Origin of the sequence: Pseudomonas sp. TH10 (assembly GCF_016651255.1) — a bacterium.
Taxonomy (GTDB): Bacteria; Pseudomonadota; Gammaproteobacteria; order Pseudomonadales; family Pseudomonadaceae; genus Aquipseudomonas.
Genome location: NZ_JAEKEG010000018.1, coordinates 15,055 through 29,360, shown reverse-complemented (window position 1 = coordinate 29,360; position 14,306 = coordinate 15,055). Strand labels below are relative to the sequence as shown.

Annotated in this window: 25 protein-coding genes and 3 pseudogenes; 21 read left to right on the top strand and 7 right to left on the bottom strand. The window is 57.1% G+C overall.

Annotated features, from left to right (window positions below; all coding sequences use genetic code 11):
• Window positions 1-55: 55 nt before the first annotated feature.
• The 3 genes from JFT80_RS02340 to JFT80_RS25300 all read right to left on the bottom strand — a co-directional run bounded on the left by JFT80_RS02340 (window position 56) and on the right by JFT80_RS25300 (window position 1,624).
• A complete protein-coding gene (locus JFT80_RS02340) occupies window positions 56-955 on the bottom strand; it encodes a Rha family transcriptional regulator (protein ID WP_242482752.1) in 900 nt (299 codons plus the stop codon).
• Window positions 956-1,286: 331 nt separating this feature from the next.
• Window positions 1,287-1,475, bottom strand: coding sequence for a hypothetical protein (locus JFT80_RS02335; protein WP_047274383.1), 189 nt, complete (start codon window positions 1,473-1,475; stop codon window positions 1,287-1,289).
• A gap of 29 nt (window positions 1,476-1,504) precedes the next feature.
• A complete protein-coding gene (locus JFT80_RS25300) occupies window positions 1,505-1,624 on the bottom strand; it encodes a Cro/CI family transcriptional regulator (RefSeq protein ID WP_374091314.1) in 120 nt (39 codons plus the stop codon).
• 296 nt (window positions 1,625-1,920) lie between these two features.
• Here JFT80_RS25300 and JFT80_RS02325 point away from each other — a divergent pair, with 296 nt between their 5' ends.
• The 16 genes from JFT80_RS02325 (at window position 1,921) to JFT80_RS02255 (ending at window position 10,005) form a co-directional block, all read left to right on the top strand.
• Window positions 1,921-2,274 (top strand): helix-turn-helix transcriptional regulator, encoded by a 354-nt coding sequence (locus JFT80_RS02325; RefSeq protein ID WP_201146795.1) that lies wholly within the window; start codon window positions 1,921-1,923, stop codon window positions 2,272-2,274.
• Window positions 2,275-2,286: 12 nt separating this feature from the next.
• Entirely contained in the window at window positions 2,287-2,712 is a 426-nt protein-coding gene (locus JFT80_RS02320) for a hypothetical protein (protein WP_374091315.1), read from the top strand.
• Window positions 2,712-3,644 carry a hypothetical protein gene (locus tag JFT80_RS02315; RefSeq protein WP_201146793.1) on the top strand — a complete coding sequence of 311 codons (933 nt, stop codon included), beginning with the start codon at window positions 2,712-2,714 and terminating at the stop codon, window positions 3,642-3,644. The genes JFT80_RS02320 and JFT80_RS02315 overlap by 1 nt, the downstream gene beginning before the upstream one ends.
• A gap of 836 nt (window positions 3,645-4,480) precedes the next feature.
• On the top strand, window positions 4,481-4,741 hold the full coding sequence (locus JFT80_RS02310) for a hypothetical protein (protein ID WP_201146792.1): 261 nt from the start codon (window positions 4,481-4,483) through the stop codon (window positions 4,739-4,741).
• Between the two features lie 21 nt (window positions 4,742-4,762).
• Window positions 4,763-5,011 carry a hypothetical protein gene (locus JFT80_RS02305; RefSeq protein ID WP_201146791.1) on the top strand — a complete coding sequence of 83 codons (249 nt, stop codon included), beginning with the start codon at window positions 4,763-4,765 and terminating at the stop codon, window positions 5,009-5,011.
• The gene (locus JFT80_RS02300) at window positions 5,008-5,241 is read left to right on the top strand and encodes a hypothetical protein (RefSeq protein ID WP_201146790.1); all 234 of its coding nucleotides are present in this window, start codon (window positions 5,008-5,010) and stop codon (window positions 5,239-5,241) included. Before JFT80_RS02305 ends, JFT80_RS02300 begins: the two co-directional genes overlap by 4 nt.
• Window positions 5,238-5,459, top strand: a complete 222-nt coding sequence (locus tag JFT80_RS02295) for a hypothetical protein (RefSeq protein ID WP_201146789.1) — start codon at window positions 5,238-5,240, stop codon at window positions 5,457-5,459. Before JFT80_RS02300 ends, JFT80_RS02295 begins: the two co-directional genes overlap by 4 nt.
• A gap of 186 nt (window positions 5,460-5,645) precedes the next feature.
• Window positions 5,646-6,497, top strand: coding sequence for a hypothetical protein (locus JFT80_RS02290; protein WP_242482750.1), 852 nt, complete (start codon window positions 5,646-5,648; stop codon window positions 6,495-6,497).
• A complete protein-coding gene (locus tag JFT80_RS23720) occupies window positions 6,445-6,696 on the top strand; it encodes a hypothetical protein (protein WP_242482749.1) in 252 nt (83 codons plus the stop codon). Before JFT80_RS02290 ends, JFT80_RS23720 begins: the two co-directional genes overlap by 53 nt.
• A gap of 9 nt (window positions 6,697-6,705) precedes the next feature.
• Complete coding sequence (locus JFT80_RS02285; RefSeq protein ID WP_201146798.1) at window positions 6,706-6,849, top strand: hypothetical protein; 144 nt, start codon at window positions 6,706-6,708, stop codon at window positions 6,847-6,849.
• Window positions 6,850-6,860: 11 nt separating this feature from the next.
• Window positions 6,861-7,727 carry an ATP-binding protein gene (locus tag JFT80_RS02280; protein ID WP_201146788.1) on the top strand — a complete coding sequence of 289 codons (867 nt, stop codon included), beginning with the start codon at window positions 6,861-6,863 and terminating at the stop codon, window positions 7,725-7,727.
• Window positions 7,724-8,437 carry a hypothetical protein gene (locus tag JFT80_RS02275; RefSeq protein WP_201146787.1) on the top strand — a complete coding sequence of 238 codons (714 nt, stop codon included), beginning with the start codon at window positions 7,724-7,726 and terminating at the stop codon, window positions 8,435-8,437. Before JFT80_RS02280 ends, JFT80_RS02275 begins: the two co-directional genes overlap by 4 nt.
• Window positions 8,434-8,898, top strand: coding sequence for a hypothetical protein (locus JFT80_RS02270; RefSeq protein WP_201146786.1), 465 nt, complete (start codon window positions 8,434-8,436; stop codon window positions 8,896-8,898). Before JFT80_RS02275 ends, JFT80_RS02270 begins: the two co-directional genes overlap by 4 nt.
• Window positions 8,899-8,973: 75 nt before the next feature.
• Window positions 8,974-9,285: a hypothetical protein gene (locus JFT80_RS02265; protein WP_201146785.1), complete on the top strand. Its 312-nt coding sequence runs from the start codon at window positions 8,974-8,976 to the stop codon at window positions 9,283-9,285.
• 13 nt (window positions 9,286-9,298) lie between these two features.
• Complete coding sequence (locus JFT80_RS02260) at window positions 9,299-9,553, top strand: hypothetical protein (RefSeq protein ID WP_201146784.1); 255 nt, start codon at window positions 9,299-9,301, stop codon at window positions 9,551-9,553.
• Window positions 9,554-9,606: 53 nt separating this feature from the next.
• On the top strand, window positions 9,607-10,005 hold the full coding sequence (locus tag JFT80_RS02255) for a hypothetical protein (protein ID WP_201146783.1): 399 nt from the start codon (window positions 9,607-9,609) through the stop codon (window positions 10,003-10,005).
• On the opposite strand, the gene JFT80_RS02250 is transcribed toward JFT80_RS02255, so the two are convergent.
• A complete protein-coding gene (locus JFT80_RS02250) occupies window positions 10,002-10,343 on the bottom strand; it encodes a hypothetical protein (RefSeq protein ID WP_201146782.1) in 342 nt (113 codons plus the stop codon). The genes JFT80_RS02255 and JFT80_RS02250 overlap by 4 nt on opposite strands.
• Window positions 10,340-11,101, bottom strand: a complete 762-nt coding sequence (locus tag JFT80_RS02245; protein ID WP_201146781.1) for a hypothetical protein — start codon at window positions 11,099-11,101, stop codon at window positions 10,340-10,342. Before JFT80_RS02245 ends, JFT80_RS02250 begins: the two co-directional genes overlap by 4 nt.
• Window positions 11,102-11,207: 106 nt before the next feature.
• Between JFT80_RS02245 and JFT80_RS25295 the strand changes: the two are divergent.
• A pseudogene (locus JFT80_RS25295) lies at window positions 11,208-11,658 on the top strand (DNA cytosine methyltransferase); the annotation flags it as partial.
• 85 nt (window positions 11,659-11,743) lie between these two features.
• Window positions 11,744-12,133 carry a DNA cytosine methyltransferase gene (locus tag JFT80_RS25290; RefSeq protein WP_374091313.1) on the top strand — a complete coding sequence of 130 codons (390 nt, stop codon included), beginning with the start codon at window positions 11,744-11,746 and terminating at the stop codon, window positions 12,131-12,133.
• Between the two features lie 10 nt (window positions 12,134-12,143).
• Here JFT80_RS25290 and JFT80_RS02235 read toward each other — a convergent pair whose 3' ends face one another.
• Window positions 12,144-12,371: a hypothetical protein gene (locus JFT80_RS02235; RefSeq protein WP_201146780.1), complete on the bottom strand. Its 228-nt coding sequence runs from the start codon at window positions 12,369-12,371 to the stop codon at window positions 12,144-12,146.
• Window positions 12,372-12,447: 76 nt separating this feature from the next.
• Between JFT80_RS02235 and JFT80_RS02230 the strand changes: the two genes are divergently transcribed.
• The 3 genes and pseudogenes from JFT80_RS02230 (at window position 12,448) to JFT80_RS02220 (ending at window position 13,970) form a co-directional block, all read left to right on the top strand.
• The gene (locus JFT80_RS02230) at window positions 12,448-13,038 is read left to right on the top strand and encodes a hypothetical protein (RefSeq protein ID WP_201146779.1); all 591 of its coding nucleotides are present in this window, start codon (window positions 12,448-12,450) and stop codon (window positions 13,036-13,038) included.
• A 46-nt stretch (window positions 13,039-13,084) separates the two neighbouring features.
• A pseudogene (locus JFT80_RS02225) lies at window positions 13,085-13,451 on the top strand (hypothetical protein).
• 52 nt (window positions 13,452-13,503) lie between these two features.
• Window positions 13,504-13,970 (top strand): annotated as a pseudogene (locus JFT80_RS02220) (class I SAM-dependent methyltransferase).
• 44 nt (window positions 13,971-14,014) lie between these two features.
• On the opposite strand, the gene JFT80_RS02215 reads toward JFT80_RS02220, so the two are convergent.
• Window positions 14,015-14,257, bottom strand: coding sequence for a hypothetical protein (locus JFT80_RS02215; RefSeq protein WP_201146778.1), 243 nt, complete (start codon window positions 14,255-14,257; stop codon window positions 14,015-14,017).
• Window positions 14,258-14,306: the final 49 nt, after the last annotated feature.

The window sequence follows — 14,306 nt, the reverse complement described above, 5'->3', positions numbered from 1 at the left end:
CAGAGCCATCTTCAGGCGGCGAGGACGGTCCTCAAGGCGACCCTCGCGGTCAGCCTCAGTCCACATGCCAATGAAAAGGAGGCGTGTTGCAAAGTCGAGCTCGGCCAGGTGCTCGTTCGAGAAGAACCCCGGCTTGATATTTCTGGATCTGGCCATCATGCGGCCCCTTGAGTGCTTTGTCGTGAGTGAACAGGCCATCCCACGTCTTCTTCATTGGAAGCTCGCCAGCGAGGTACAGGTCGTACAGGCGAATGGCGCCCTTCTTGAGCAGCACAGGCGTGAACGATACGAATGGCTCTTTGCCGTGAGGAATGACTTCGTGCTGATGCTCAGTCATGTACTTGTCGCGGGCGTACGAGGCCACGCGGAAACGCAGGCCGGACTTGCTCTCGTTGAACAGCCAGTTGCGACCCTCCAGGAATTTGCCAACCTGCATGACGTTGACCCCATTGAGGCCCTTGCAGAACTGGGTATGGGTCATCCCCTCCTTGAACAGGTTCTCCATGGAGTGGATCTTGGTCGCTTGCTGACGGTTCTCTATGCGTAGTACTGATGTCTGCTCGATCTGGTCGGCATAAAGGCGCAGCGCTTCTGCGTATGAGGGCATGGACAATGGCTGGGAAACCTTCGCTTCCAACTCCGTCCAGCGTCGGATAACTGCCCGGCGCATCTTGGCGCTGTAGCCCGTCAGAAGAGTGTCGGTCAGCTCTTTATCAAGCAGGTACTCGGTCTGCTCACGGTTCATGCTGTCCAGGTAGATGTGAGCAAAAGTGCTCGCATCTTCTTCGAGCTCAGCGGCCATAGCCTGGATGTCACGCTTCACATCCGGATGGCGTTTTCCGGTGAGCTCGGCGATCTCTCGCGATGACATGGTGGTGCGCGACACGTTTTCGCGATTCACAAAACGTGTCGCGAAATTACCTGGGGTATTGCTCGTTTGGTTTGGATGGTGCATTATTCGCTCCAGAACGTTGTTGCAAGCGCTGTAAAAAGAACCGACCTGATCCGTCGGTTTTTGTGCCTGCGATTTGGGGGATGGGTATTTCATTGACAGTTCCTCAATAGTCCCTAAGGGGCTAATCAGCCCTTCTCCCTAGCGACCTGACCTTGCCCCTGCTTGGGGGTGGTCTAGACATTCGGTCTAATTCCTTGTTGATGATTCTTGCTGCCAGCTCTTCCGGTGTTACGCCTGCTTGCCTGGCTAAAAACTCCAGATTGCTGACTCCTTCCCATTCGAGCTGGACATCCAGCTGTTTTGTTTCAGGCACAGGGCCTCCTCGGCAACTTCAGGCCACATCAGTCTTTGCGTTAAGCTCTTCCATCATTTGGTTCAGTCCGCGCTCAAGGATTTCCCGAGCAAGAACGGCTTTCTGTGTGCGCTGGTATCTCGCCATGGCGGTAAGCAGATCGTCGGCCACCTCGTCGAGGCGCACCTTTGTCGGCTTGTCGTGCATGTGGCTTGGGTCGTAGTGCATGTGTTGCTCCTAGTGGCTGATGAATTTGGTTAAGCGGCAGTTCTTTTTGCGGACTGAACCGGGAATGGACGTAGCTCTTCGGCGGTGTACTTGCCGTCTCCATGCTCGATTACATAGACGTCCCGACCGACCCGGAGAGCCTTATTCAAGGCGCCCTTGAGTCATTCCAAGCAGCACCGCTGTCTTGGTCTGCCCGTTTTTTTCCGCGAATTGGGATAGCGGGATTCGGCTCATGGCCACTCCTCCGTGGTTCATGTGCCAATTATTGCCTTGGGAATTGAAATAAATCAATGCCTGAGGAATTTGTTTGCCAATACCTCCGGAAATACACTCGCCCGCCATGAGCAATGAGAAGAGAAAGCTTGAGCCGTGGGAGCTGGCCGAATGCGCAGCCCTGAAAGACCTGATAAAGCAGGAGAACGCGTCTCGTCCTAAGGAAAGGCGAGTGACTCAAGAAGCAGCGGGGGCCGCCTTAGGAATGAACCAGGCGTCATTTAGCAATTATCTAAACGGGCGCCTGGCTTTAAATAAGGATGTCGCTGTGGGGGTGCACAAGCTTTTTGGGATTCCCGCCGAGCGCTACAGCAAGCGACTTGCACAGGAGATTGCTGAAGTCGCCAAGGCCTATGGCGAGAGCGATTATCAAAAGAATGATCTTTATGCAAAAGCAAGCGCCGGACACCGGACTGCGGTAGATGAAATGGCAAGCAGGATGCTGGGCATGAGCGAGGAACAGGCGCTTAAGCTTAAGCAGGCAATGGACCTATTGATGCCCACTAATGAACAACATAAAAACTGATTACCCCCGCTTCTGGGCGAAGGAATCCATCCTTTCTCCCTCGATGATCTCAAGACTTTGACTGTGGACAGATTTCCAAAATCTGTAAGACGCACCAGGCTTTTCGGTGCTTTGCGGGTATACTTGGAAATGCTGGAGAGCACTGGCTTCAAAGGCTACGCTTGGATTGATGGGTCTTTCATGTGCGACAAAGGCGAGCCCCAAGATATCGACATCGTGCTTGTCTATGACTCTAAAACCATTGACGATGTTTCCGAGGCGGCGCGGCCGGTCTTGAACGGATTGTTTGATAATCGGACGATCAAAGCGCGTTTTCAGCTTGATGTCTGGCCAGTCCGAAGCGAAGACGCTCAAGGCCTGAGTTACTGGACTAAAACTTTTGGCACTCAGCGCGACGAGTGCACTCCAAAGGGCTTAGCAGCTCTGAGCATCAATTGATGAACGAACAGGCAAACCGAATTGACTGGCTGGAGCGACAACTCTCCCAGGTCAATCAGTTTATTGAGCGAGACAAAGCTCTTCTCCAGGAATCTCCTGGGAAGTACTCGCTTCAGCTTGCCCTGAAATCTTGGAGCACTCACCACGAAGAGCTTGTCCAAGAGCTTCGTCAAGCCAAATGCGCGCTTCAGCATGAGGTTGTTGAATTGCGCCTGCTTGGTATGCGCATGGACGGCAGTATCCCGCTCAAACTTCTTTCTCGCCTAGCTGATCAATTCAACAGCGCTATCGCACATGCCGCTTACCATCTACGTCACGGTATAGGCCCGGCGCGCGGCCTGCTGGACGCGATGTCTCGAGAAATAGATCTGCGTCTTTCCGGTCTCTCCTTTGGGTCCACCAGGCTAATGTTTGCCGGCAACATAGCCCCGGACACAACCGGTGAGTCGCCTATGGAAGGAGCGCTTGAGCAGATCTTCGATGTGCTGAGTTCCCCATCGCCAGAAGCTATCAGAGACTTAGTTACGGTGATCGGCGTGCCAGCCACAAAGGCTCTTAGTGAAATGCTTGGGACACTCGAAAAGCAAAATATAGGCGCCGAGCTTACGTGGCCCGCTCCAAATTCCAAGGTGTACCACTGGGGCGGCTCTCTGGATGCGGTGCGGAATGCCCACTCCAAGCTTTCGGTGTTTGAGCACATGAAACCCGAGTCAGTAACCCTGTCAGGCACGGTTACTGATCTGAAGGAAAGCGGAGCTGTATACATCCGAAGCGGATCGAGCAAATACAAGATCACCTACAACAAGCAGCAGTATCAGCATATTCAGCAATACAGCCTCGGCATGAAGGTCGGCTTCAAAGCCATGAAGTACGTTCGGAGAGATCCCCTCACTGATACCGAGTACGCGACATACAAGCTGATTACTGACTAGCGCTTGTCCACGCAACTCCAATACCCGCACTGATGCGGGTTTTTTTATGCCCGCACAAAATATTATTGCCTGAGGCATTGACGCTAATAAATTCCTCAGGCAATAATTCACCCATCGCAGCGACACAGTCCCTGCGAAGGGCCTCTGAAGAGCCCGCCGCTCTTTACACAATCTGACGTGACCCAACGACGTACCGGCCAACCCGGTGGTGAGAAAGCTAAACCGTCGTCCATGCAGCCTCTGGACAGCTGCCGTACTCACTCATGTGAGTACGCGAAACCACGCAAGCCAGCCGGGAAGAACACCGAACACGAAATGTGTGACCCGGCCAGAGATATGAATCGGGCGATGCGCGTGGTGGAGACAACAGATTTCACTGGCTGGCCTTGGCGACAGGGCCAGACGGGAAATCAACAGGATGGAAATCGACATGAACGAGACAAGCAAAACTCCAGCAACAGAGCCAGATCTGCGTAAGTACAAATAACAACCAGCGCCACGGCAGCCTGCCGATAACTGCCCGATCACCTGGTCCTCCCCAGCACCAGGCCGCATCGGAGTGTGATCCTGAGTACCGCCAGCCAGCGCGAGAGCAACGGCTGACAAACGTCATGCAGATCACACCCCGATGCGGAAGACTTCTGCACCGCGCAATGCGGCCCCCTGCATCGATTAAAGCGCAACACGGTGAGCCTTATGCACGTTAAGGCTCGCTGCTGTTGATGTTATCCACCGACACCACTCGCATGCGACTTCCCGCGGCGCCCTCCGGTAGCTGGCCGTGCGGCGAGGTCGCAGCCGAGTTTTGTTGGATCAACCACAAATTGGAGGTCGGCATGGCCCGCACCTATGAGTATTGGATGGTCAAGGATGGCGAGGACGTCTCCATCAACCTGACCGTTGTGTCGTTCTCTGGCTCGAAAGGAACCTTCAGCTCTCAGGCGGCCGACCCGGATGAGTACTACGGCGGCTGCGAAATCGAGTGGAAAGCAGAGGAAGACACCAGCCATATGACCGAAGGCGAGATCGCATCGATGGAGGAATGGCTTGTAAACGAGCATTCCGAGTATCTGGCCGACCAAGACTACTTCGACTGACCAGCCACTCCGGAGGCGACCATGGCAACCAGCTATGCAGACAGTTCGCAGGCCCGAGAGTGGGATAGGCGTTACGACGCCTGGGGCCGCGAGAAGAAATCGCAGGTTCAAGAGTTCCACGACTACGAGGCCGACGCCGCAAAGCGCGCCATGCTTCTGGATGAGAAGCGCGTGCGTGACCTGGCTGAACGCAAGGCCAGCGCAAAGCGGATAGCCGCGGCTGTCGAGCAGATTGGTGACTTCTTTGGCTACAACGAGGTGAGGCCGTGATCGAGCAAGAGAGAAATCACGAATTAGCTGTTGGCTGGATCGAGGGTGAGCTGGAGAACCTAATCAACGACCTGGGCAAGCCCAATGCCAGCTCGGCGGCGCGATCGAGCGTAACCCTTGCTTTCATGCTGCGCGCCATCGACGAAGGTGAGCACCGCCACTACGCCTCGCGCATCGACAAGATCTACGCCAATTACAACGAATCACTGCGTAATGGAGCTACAGCATGACGACTCGCCTTGTGAAGACGCTGATCGACGAACAGGTCGCCGAACTACCGGACCACCTGTCTGTGCCCAGCGACAGAGTGCTGATGGTGTTCAAGGGTGCGAGCTGGGCTGATGCGCTTCACTCCGCTGAGCTGGCCAGCATCGAAAACCCTCTCGCCTGGTCAAGAAGGGCCTGCCTCTGCGGTGAGTGGACCGTGACCTATGAGGTCCGGGCGTGACAGCCAGTCAGCGCAGAAGGCGCCACCTTTACTGGCGCGGATCGTTCTCCGCAATAACGCTTTTCACCCTCCTGATGCTGCTCGGCGCGCTCGCCGGCTCGATAACCCAATAACGAAATGTAAGCGCCCTGCCCGCCCGGCTGGCGCGGGAGTATTTGCATGTCCGCTACTACCGAACTGGCCACGGTGCCGCCGAAGGAAACCGCGCTGGCTGTCTACAGCTCCGCGAGCGGGCTTGACCCTTGGCTGACCCAGATCCGCGCCGAGGTCGACAATTTTCTGCAGGTGCTGCCGGACCTGGCTACCGACAAAGGTCGCAAGGCGTTCGCCTCGATGGCGCACAAAATCGCCAAGTCCAAAACTGCGCTGGATGCAGTTGGTAAAGAGTTGAGCGCCCAGCAGAAGGAAGTCCCGAAGCGGATCGATGCCGAGCGCAAACGGGTGTGGGACAAGCTGGAATTGTGGCAGAAGGAAGTGCGCAAGCCGCTGGATGACTGGCAGGAGGCGGAAGACAGGCGGGTTGACCTGATCAAGGCCGACATCGAGAAGATCAGCGACATGGCGATGCAGTTGGATGGTGTCACCTCCGAAGACTTGGAGGATCGCATCAAGCGGGTCGAGGCCGTCGCAATCGCTGACAAGTGGGCAGAGTTCCAAGTGGACGCTGCCCTGGCCAAGGAGAAGGCGCTGACCGCTCTGTACACGGCGCTGACAAATCGCAAACTGTACGAGGCGGATCAGGCCGAACTGGCGCAGCGCCGGGCAGACGACGAAGCCCGCGCCCAGCGTGAGCATGAGGAGAGGATTCGTCAGGAGGCGGCAGAGCGAGCCACCAGGGAGGCCGAAGAGAGAGCCCAGGCAGATCGCGAGGCTGAGGCCAAGCGCATCCGTGAGGAGCAGGAAGCAGCGGCTAAGCGCGAAAACGACCTGAAGCTGCAGGCTGCTGATGCAGAGCGCCGAGCTGAGCAGGCTAAGCGCGAACAGCTTGAAAGCGGAGCAGCGTGCCGAGCGTGCTGCAGAGGAAGGGCGAAAGGCTGAAGAAGACCGCCAGAAGGCTGAAGCCGACGAAATCATTCGCCAGCAGGCCCTGAGAGCAGCAGACAACGTGCACAAAGGAAAGGTGATGCGCGCCGCAAAGGAGGCCCTCATCGGCATGAACATCAGCGAGGAACTGGCTAAGGCCATCGTCCTGAAGATCGCTCGCGGCGAAGTGCCGAACATCACGATCAATTTCTGAGGAATCCCCGTGAACTCTCCCCGCATGGCCGCCCAGCTCGACTGGATGCAGGTCGGCGCGTTCTCGCCTGAGAAATTCACCGGCGAACAGCGCAAAGAGTACGAAGACGAAGCTCGCCGCATTGAGCGGCAATGGGACAACCAACCAATCTGAGGTAACTCGCAATGTTCAAGAAAGCCGAACGCAAGCAGGCCAAGCTACGGCTGGCACTTGCCGGGCCATCCGGATCAGGCAAGACCTACTCCGCCCTGCTGCTCGCCACTGGCCTTGGCGGCCGGATCGCGGTCATCGACACCGAGCATGGCAGCGCATCCCTGTACGCCGACATCGCCGAATTCGACGCGATGGAGCTGCACGCGCCCTACTCGCCCGAGCGATACATCGAGGCAATCGTGGCCGCCGAGCAGGCCGGCTACGACACGCTGATCATCGATAGCTACTCGCATGAGTGGACAGGCTCCGGCGGGTGCCTGGAGTCGAATGAGGCCGTCGCCCACCAGAAATTCCGGGGCAACACCTGGGCAGCCTGGAACGAGACCACGCCGCGCCATCGGAAACTGACGGACAAGATCCTGACCAGTTCGCTGCACATCATCTGCACCATGCGCAGCAAGACAGAGACGGTCCAGGGCGAGGGCAAGAAGATCCTCAAGCTCGGCATGAAGTCCGAGCAGCGCGACGGCACTGACTACGAATTCACGGTGGTGCTGGACCTGACCCACGACGGCCACACGGCCATGGCCAGCAAGGACCGGACGAAGCTGTTCGACCAGCCTGAGCTGATCAGTGTGGAAACTGGAAAACGTCTGCTGGCCTGGCTCAACTCCGGCATCAGCCCGGAAGCCCGCGCCAGAGAGCTGCTGGTAGACGCGCTGGCAGACATTGCCACCGCCACGGATATGGCCTCACTTCACTCAGCCTTCAATGCCGCCAAGACGATCGCTCATGGCTTCGACGAACTGATCCCGCAAGTGGTTTCGGCGAAGGACAAGCGCAAGGCTGAACTCGACCCAGAGAGGAAAACTGCATGATCAGCTTGGAACTCAGCAGCATCCAGCAGAAGGACGTCGACCGCGCCTGGCTCGCCCGAGCCATAGCCGGCTACGTCGCCCAGGGCAAGGTCATCGACGTTGTCGAGACCAGTCGCAGCCTGTTCAACTCCACTCCGTTCAATACCGGGATCATCCCACCCTCCTCTGGCTCTGAGCCTTCGCCGGCGAAACGCAACTTGTCGGTGAAGATCCAGAAGTCGGCCAAGTCGAAAGCCTTCGAGGCGGATATCGCCGAGAAGATGAAAGCGTATTTCGACAAGGGCATGGTCGCGGCAGCGAAGGACCTGCACATCAGCACCCGGCGGGCGTCACACATTGCCGCTATGTACGGCATCAAGTTTGCCAGCCGGGTGTCTGCTGCGGCAAAGCTCGAGGACCTGGCCTTTGTGCCGAAGATTCGCGATCTGATTCTTGAGGGCCTAACCCAGGACCAAATGTGCGCCAAGTTGGGTATCGGCCGCACGACACTGAAGCGGATCGCCGGCCAGAACGGACTGAGGTTCCGCAGCAAAGAAAATCATGCGAGGGACCTGGTCCTGGTCGATCGCATCAAGGCCATTCGGGATGTCGGCTGCACCCGGGCGGCCTGCGCCAGGAAGCTGGAGATCAACCCGAAGGTTCTGCTGCGGCTGATCGCCGAACATGAAATCGACTTCCCCGTTCGCGGGGACTTGTTGGAGGCCGCATGAGCAAGGTTCGCAAGCAGAACAACCTGCGGGCCCGGGTCGAACGGTCGTGCCGCTCACTGGTGCGCGCCAATCACGTCGCAGTGGTCAACATCGATCCCAGCGGCCGGCAGGGGATGATCAATTACAAGTCGCTGAAGAACATTGCGCCCGGGAAGATCGGCCAGGCCGTCTGCGAGATCACCCACCGGTGGACGATATTCCTCAGCGCCATCTGCATTGATCAGACCGGCAACCGGTACCTGAAGTCGGTGGAAGTCGCGCCGGACGGCATGTACCTGTCGGACCACCTCGAAGAAGTGATCGAGCATTGCTACCGGGAGATCCGCGACAGCGCGAACCCGCAGCACATGGTCGCCTCAGGCTGGATCGCCATTCCCGACGTCGTGTCGCTGGATGAGCGACAGGCCTACCGCATCTTCGCCGCCGTTGGTGCCTGGAATCAGCTCAAGGTGGCAGCGTGAGACGTGTTCGAGTTCAACAACGCATTCGACAAGCCTGGATCGGGATGCCGGCCAGCGGAATAGAAGAGGTAAACCATGGCAGCCGCGCAGAAAGAACGATCAGCAAAGACTGCGGCGAGGCGAAAGACTCGCGGCGAGGAAGAAATCAGGCTGCACTGCATGGCCGGAACACGCCAAGCACTCGCTGAGCTGATGGCCTGGAGCGGCATCGAGGAACAGGGCGAGGCCATCACGCTGATGATTCACCGGCTACATGAGTTAGGGCCTCAAAAGTGCCTGCCGATGCTTGATCCGCCGCGACACGAATACGTGATACCTGAAAACGTGTCGGCAAAATTGACCCTGGCGTATCAGCGCGAAGCCCTGCGCATCTGTAACGACGAATAACAGGAGTATCCGGATGAAACAACTTTACGAAGTGACTCTGAAATACACCGCGCTGGTCCTTGCCGAAGATAGCCATGACGCCGAGCGTGTGGCGCGCGAAGAGGAGCGAGAAATAACCGGGGACGACAGCGCCCAGATAGAAGCCGGCGTCTCGTTCCGCTCCTCGTCGAGCTTTACGCCTGGGCAGCGCTTGAGCAGCAAGCTTGGGATTCCGAGTGCTGCCCATACGGCGGAGACAAGAGCGTCGGTAGATACCTGGCTGAGATAGAGCAGGCAGATGCCACCGAGGCCGCCACAGCCAAGTGCCTGAATACGAAAGACATGTTTACCGCTGACGAGCCTGAACGCCCACCATCATTCCAGTTGCTTGCAGCCCGCAAGAATGCCAATGCTGGCGATGATTGGCAGTGGGCCAGAATGGAATGGATCGGAAATGATGAGGCCGGTGGCTGCCTGATCGAGGGAGGCGTACCCAACATCGATCATAAAGGCCGGGCTCGCTGGACCGGCGTTGCGCTGGAAAAGGTTTTTGTCACAGCAGCACAGGAGCGCATGCAGCGCGAGCTGTACCGGCAGCAGACTGGAAAGTGCGATCACTGCGCCGGATCAGCCCAGCAGCATGCTGGCTGGAGTCACGACGCAGGCAACAAATACGCACCATGCAAGCCATGTGGCGCGACCGGCAAACCCGGGCACGAACTGAGCATCAACAAAGCCTAATATTTAGGCTTCCAGCTCGGCATACCCGACGCCTTTAGTGCCTCCTCGCACTTATCCCAGTATTGGAATAGAGCCGCTCTGGCGTCCTCCTCGGTAGCGTAATCACCAGACGGAGTGGCCAGGCCACGAGCCTCATCATCTACCTGGAAGCTGTACACGGATTCGTGGACATCGCGCAGTACTCTTCCTCGGGTTTGCTTTCCTGTGTTGCTAAAGCCCTCAGCCGAAAACTCTGCAACCACCTCGGCAATCTTCACCATCTGTTTCTCCTTGATCCGGCTCCATGCCGGGCCGAACACAAATACTCCACTTAAATGAATCGCGCCAGCTGCAGTCACACAGGCATGATCTTGTACTCATGTTGATGCCACGAGCTTTCCATAATCGAATCCACAAATTCTTTGAAGGCGAACTCGAACTCGAGAGACATGCCTCGATCAGAAGACGTACCTTCGATATATGAAAACTTGGTGAGTGCGCTCAACACCATACCCATGACTGGCAAGGCCTGCCTGAAGTTTTCCATTGAAATCTCTGATCGGACATGGCCGCCAAGATAAATTTGGAGCTTGTCAGCTTTGAGGAACGTGTAATGCATATGGCCTGATAGTGAGGCGAAGTCTCCAACCCAGGTCGCAACTTCCCGCCTACTTGGTTGAATTGGATTACAAGTTATATCTGCAAGTCTTTTGAAAGATTTCTGCCAAGAAACAACTTCGGGATGACCGACCTCACTGAATCCGAGGGATGGATTCCGATTGTCGGGAAAGATTGCGTCATAAAGTTCGTATCGACGGAAAAACTGGATATTAAGTGAAGACTCAGTCCCGTCCAGCCACTCGTTGAACGACTCGAAATGCATCTTGTGGGTTTGACGTCGTATCGATATCGAAGAGTCGAATGACTGCTTTTGTGCAGCGCTTGCCGCACTCCAGGCGGCGAACGCTGCGAAAGCAGTTGCAACGGCAGAGATGATTGCAAACAGGTCGACGATCTTGAAACCGTCAGATTTTCCTCCTGAAAAAGCATAAGCGAATAGTCCACCAGTTAGAAAAAGACCGACGCAACCGCCCCAAATCACCCTGTCCTTAATCACGATCTTATCCCCCGAGTTGAGTCGCGATTATGCCGAACTGCTGACCCAATCGGGAAATAACCCATCACCCTCCACCGCCCGGGCATGGCCCGGCATAGGACGCCCCATGCCTACAGCAATCGATTTGTTCGCCGGACTCGGCGGATGGTCAACCGGTGCCCGCAATGCCGGCGTCGACGTTCTCTGGGCCGCCAACCACTGGCCTGTTGCGGTCGAGTGGCACAGCGCCAACCACCCGGAAGCGATCCACATCTGCCAGGACCTGCACCAGGCTGACTGGTCGAAGGTTCCGGCACACGACATCATGCTGGCCTCGCCCTGCTGCCAGGGACATTCGAAAGCCCGCGGCAAAGCGTCAGGCAACGCACAGCACGATGCATCGCGGTCCACAGCCTGGGCCGTTGTGTCTGCGGCGGAATTCCACCGGCCTGAAGTGGTGCTGGTCGAGAATGTTGAAGAGTTCACGGCCTGGGCCTTGTACCCGGCATGGTCACAGGGCAATGGCGGCGCTCGGCTACATGATCGCGCCCCATGTCGTTGATTGTGCCGACCTCGGAGTACCTCAGCACCGGGTGCGTCTCTTTCTGGTCTGCACTCGAAGCAAGGCCCCGCTGAATCTGCAACTGCATCAACGCACGGCATGTGCCGGCCTCATCCTTCATCGACTTCAACGCTGGCAAGTGGAGCAAAGTTGTGAAGCCTGGCCGCGCCGAGTCGACGCTGCTTCGTGTGAAGAATGGCCGGGAGCGTTTCGGAGATCGCTTCATCATGCCGTATTACGGATCTGGCTCGGGCCTGACAGGGCGATGCCTGGAGCGGCCGATTGGGACCATCACCACCCTTGACCGCTGGGCCCTGGTACGCGGCGATGAGATGCGGATGCTCTCGGCGAATGAAGCCCTTGCAGCCATGTCGTTTCCGGCGGACACCAAGCGCCCGGACAACCATAGGCAAACCATGCACATGGCTGGCAACGCGGTGCCGCCGCTGGCCGGTCAACGCATTATTGAAGCGTTATTCAAAGCCGCTTAGCTTCCAAAAACTACTTCCTGCCAGCGCGCATGTAGGCGCGCATCCATAAAAGTGTGGCAGCGACTAGAAATAACGGCCAAACAATCGGCGCCATCTCTTCAGAGTCAAAGATGTCGGGCAAAAATCGACGACCTTTGTCGACAAAACCAGCCAGAAGAATCAGACCGAGGATGGTTGCCGATACCCATCCGACTATCCCAAGTGTTTTCTCTACAAGAGTCTTTTGCCCTGCATTCATAGTGCGACGCCCTCGATTCAGGTGATGTCGCGATGATAGTTCACCCTTCACGATACCGCCTCTCGAGATCCCCCCTATGCCCACAGAAAACAAACAGGCCGATCCGTTCCAGCGCGAAGATCGTTACATCGTCATCAAGCGCACCGATATGGAACAGGCGCCGCCCGATCTGCGCATGAGCTTTTCTGGTCAGTGCCGGAAGCTGCATGAAGCCATGCTGACAAATGGCGCACCTGCCCGCTTCTTTGTTGTCGTAGAGCACGACTGGCCCGAATACCACCTGGTATGGGCGATGCTTGAGCACCGAATGGCCGGCAAGCCAGTACCAGACTTCAATGCCTGGCGCCGCGCAGATGAACTTCAGCAATTTCTGAACGCGGCGGATCAGCGGATTGATGAGCTGACAGCGGCCGGTGCTGATCGCTCGCCAAAGGACTACGCCATTGAGCATGCGGAGTACATGGCGAAGTCAGCCGATCATGTGTTGTCCGAATTCCAGGCCTACGGCTTGGCTCTGATGGCGGTAGACGAAGGTGGCGATGACGGAGAAGGAGAGCTATTCGAAGCGATCGACTCCGCGCGTCAGGACCTGCAGGAAGCCTTGGTAGATCTGCGCAGCATGGTGTTCGAGTTCCGCAAACGCGCTAATCGCACCACCCCTCTGTAACTCCCTCCCCTTCAAAGTCAGCCGCTATAGCGGCAAAGGAATCCGCATGTTCGAAGAACTCAAAAAAGAGGTCGAAAAGCTTTCAATCGGCAGCCCCGCCGTAAGTCTTATCGAGCCGGCAAAAGTCATTCGAGACGAAAACGTATGTTCCAGCACCCCGACATGCCCGACTTTGACGAGGGTGACGGCGACAAGTGCAAAGCATGGATTGCTAAGCAGGGTCTGACCGTGGCCAGGGTAAGCCTCGAATCCGCAGAGCCCGCAATTGCGACCGCTACTTCGAATCACACGACCCGAATTGCAGCTACTGGGAGCCTGAGCGGCCAGAAGGCGAAGGCTGGTTCTGCCTTGCGATACACGACACTGACGATGGCCCGGTCTGCTGGTGGGCGCGCGGCGAGGTAACGCCATGATCATCCCCGCCCTCGCCTGCATGGCCTGGCTCATCTACTCGGGGCCACGGTGATGAATGCCCAAGTCCTCGACCCCTGCAGCGCCAGCCGCATGATGTGGTTCGACAAAGGAGATCAGCGCGCTCTGTTCGGCGACATCCGCGACGAAGAGCATGTGTTGTGTGATGGCCGGGTCCTGAAGGTGAAGCCCGACGTCATCATGGATTTCCGGAACCTGCCCTTCCCCGACGCGAGCTTCAACATGGTGGTATTCGATCCGCCCCACCTGGTGCGCGCAGGCCGTGAAAGCTGGCTTCGACTGAAATACGGAATCCTCACCGACGACTGGCGCGACGATCTCCGAAAGGGTTTACCGAGTGCTTCCGGGTACTGCGGCCGGGCCAGTTCCTGATATTCAAATGGAACGAGACGCAGGTTCGAGTGAGCGAAATCCTGGCGCTGACCGACGAGCAGCCGCTGTTTGGCCACAAGTCCGGCAAGCGCGAGAAAACGCACTGGATCACGTTCATGAAGCGGTGAATCACCCACCCCTCTTCTACCTCCCAGCCTGCCGGTGAGCGGCGTTAAGGAAACTGACTATCAACCCACCGCTCAGCCGCGGCCATTGCATCATCCAACGCTGTCGGATAATCAGGCCATGGTCCTAACAGCTCGGCTGCGACATCACCCAACCCATCGATTGGTGCCGGTTCGATGATCTTCGCAGAAGCAGGCGCTTTATCGTTTGGCCGGCTCCAGTCGAACTTCAGAAAAATAATATGGCCTCGGTACTTGTGGGCTATCGGCACATCCAGATTGTGTGACACGCGTCCTCCGAAGACGTATCGAAATGAGCATTCATTTTTACACCCATCC

Excerpts from the sequence above, each read along its gene's own strand:
- JFT80_RS02340 (WP_242482752.1), bottom strand. The coding sequence starts at position 955 with ATGCACCATCCAAACCAAACGAGCAATACCCCAGGTAATTTCGCGACA.
- JFT80_RS02335 (WP_047274383.1), bottom strand. The coding sequence starts at position 1,475 with ATGCACTACGACCCAAGCCACATGCACGACAAGCCGACAAAGGTGCGC.
- JFT80_RS02310 (WP_201146792.1), top strand. The coding sequence starts at position 4,481 with ATGGCCCGCACCTATGAGTATTGGATGGTCAAGGATGGCGAGGACGTC.
- JFT80_RS02280 (WP_201146788.1), top strand. The coding sequence starts at position 6,861 with ATGTTCAAGAAAGCCGAACGCAAGCAGGCCAAGCTACGGCTGGCACTT.
- JFT80_RS02295 (WP_201146789.1), top strand. The coding sequence starts at position 5,238 with ATGACGACTCGCCTTGTGAAGACGCTGATCGACGAACAGGTCGCCGAA.
- JFT80_RS02270 (WP_201146786.1), top strand. The coding sequence starts at position 8,434 with ATGAGCAAGGTTCGCAAGCAGAACAACCTGCGGGCCCGGGTCGAACGG.
- JFT80_RS02315 (WP_201146793.1), top strand. The coding sequence starts at position 2,712 with ATGAACGAACAGGCAAACCGAATTGACTGGCTGGAGCGACAACTCTCC.
- JFT80_RS02305 (WP_201146791.1), top strand. The coding sequence starts at position 4,763 with ATGGCAACCAGCTATGCAGACAGTTCGCAGGCCCGAGAGTGGGATAGG.
- JFT80_RS02235 (WP_201146780.1), bottom strand. The coding sequence starts at position 12,371 with ATGAATGCAGGGCAAAAGACTCTTGTAGAGAAAACACTTGGGATAGTC.
- JFT80_RS02265 (WP_201146785.1), top strand. The coding sequence starts at position 8,974 with ATGGCAGCCGCGCAGAAAGAACGATCAGCAAAGACTGCGGCGAGGCGA.
- JFT80_RS02260 (WP_201146784.1), top strand. The coding sequence starts at position 9,299 with ATGAAACAACTTTACGAAGTGACTCTGAAATACACCGCGCTGGTCCTT.
- JFT80_RS02275 (WP_201146787.1), top strand. The coding sequence starts at position 7,724 with ATGATCAGCTTGGAACTCAGCAGCATCCAGCAGAAGGACGTCGACCGC.
- JFT80_RS02255 (WP_201146783.1), top strand. The coding sequence starts at position 9,607 with ATGTTTACCGCTGACGAGCCTGAACGCCCACCATCATTCCAGTTGCTT.
- JFT80_RS02230 (WP_201146779.1), top strand. The coding sequence starts at position 12,448 with ATGCCCACAGAAAACAAACAGGCCGATCCGTTCCAGCGCGAAGATCGT.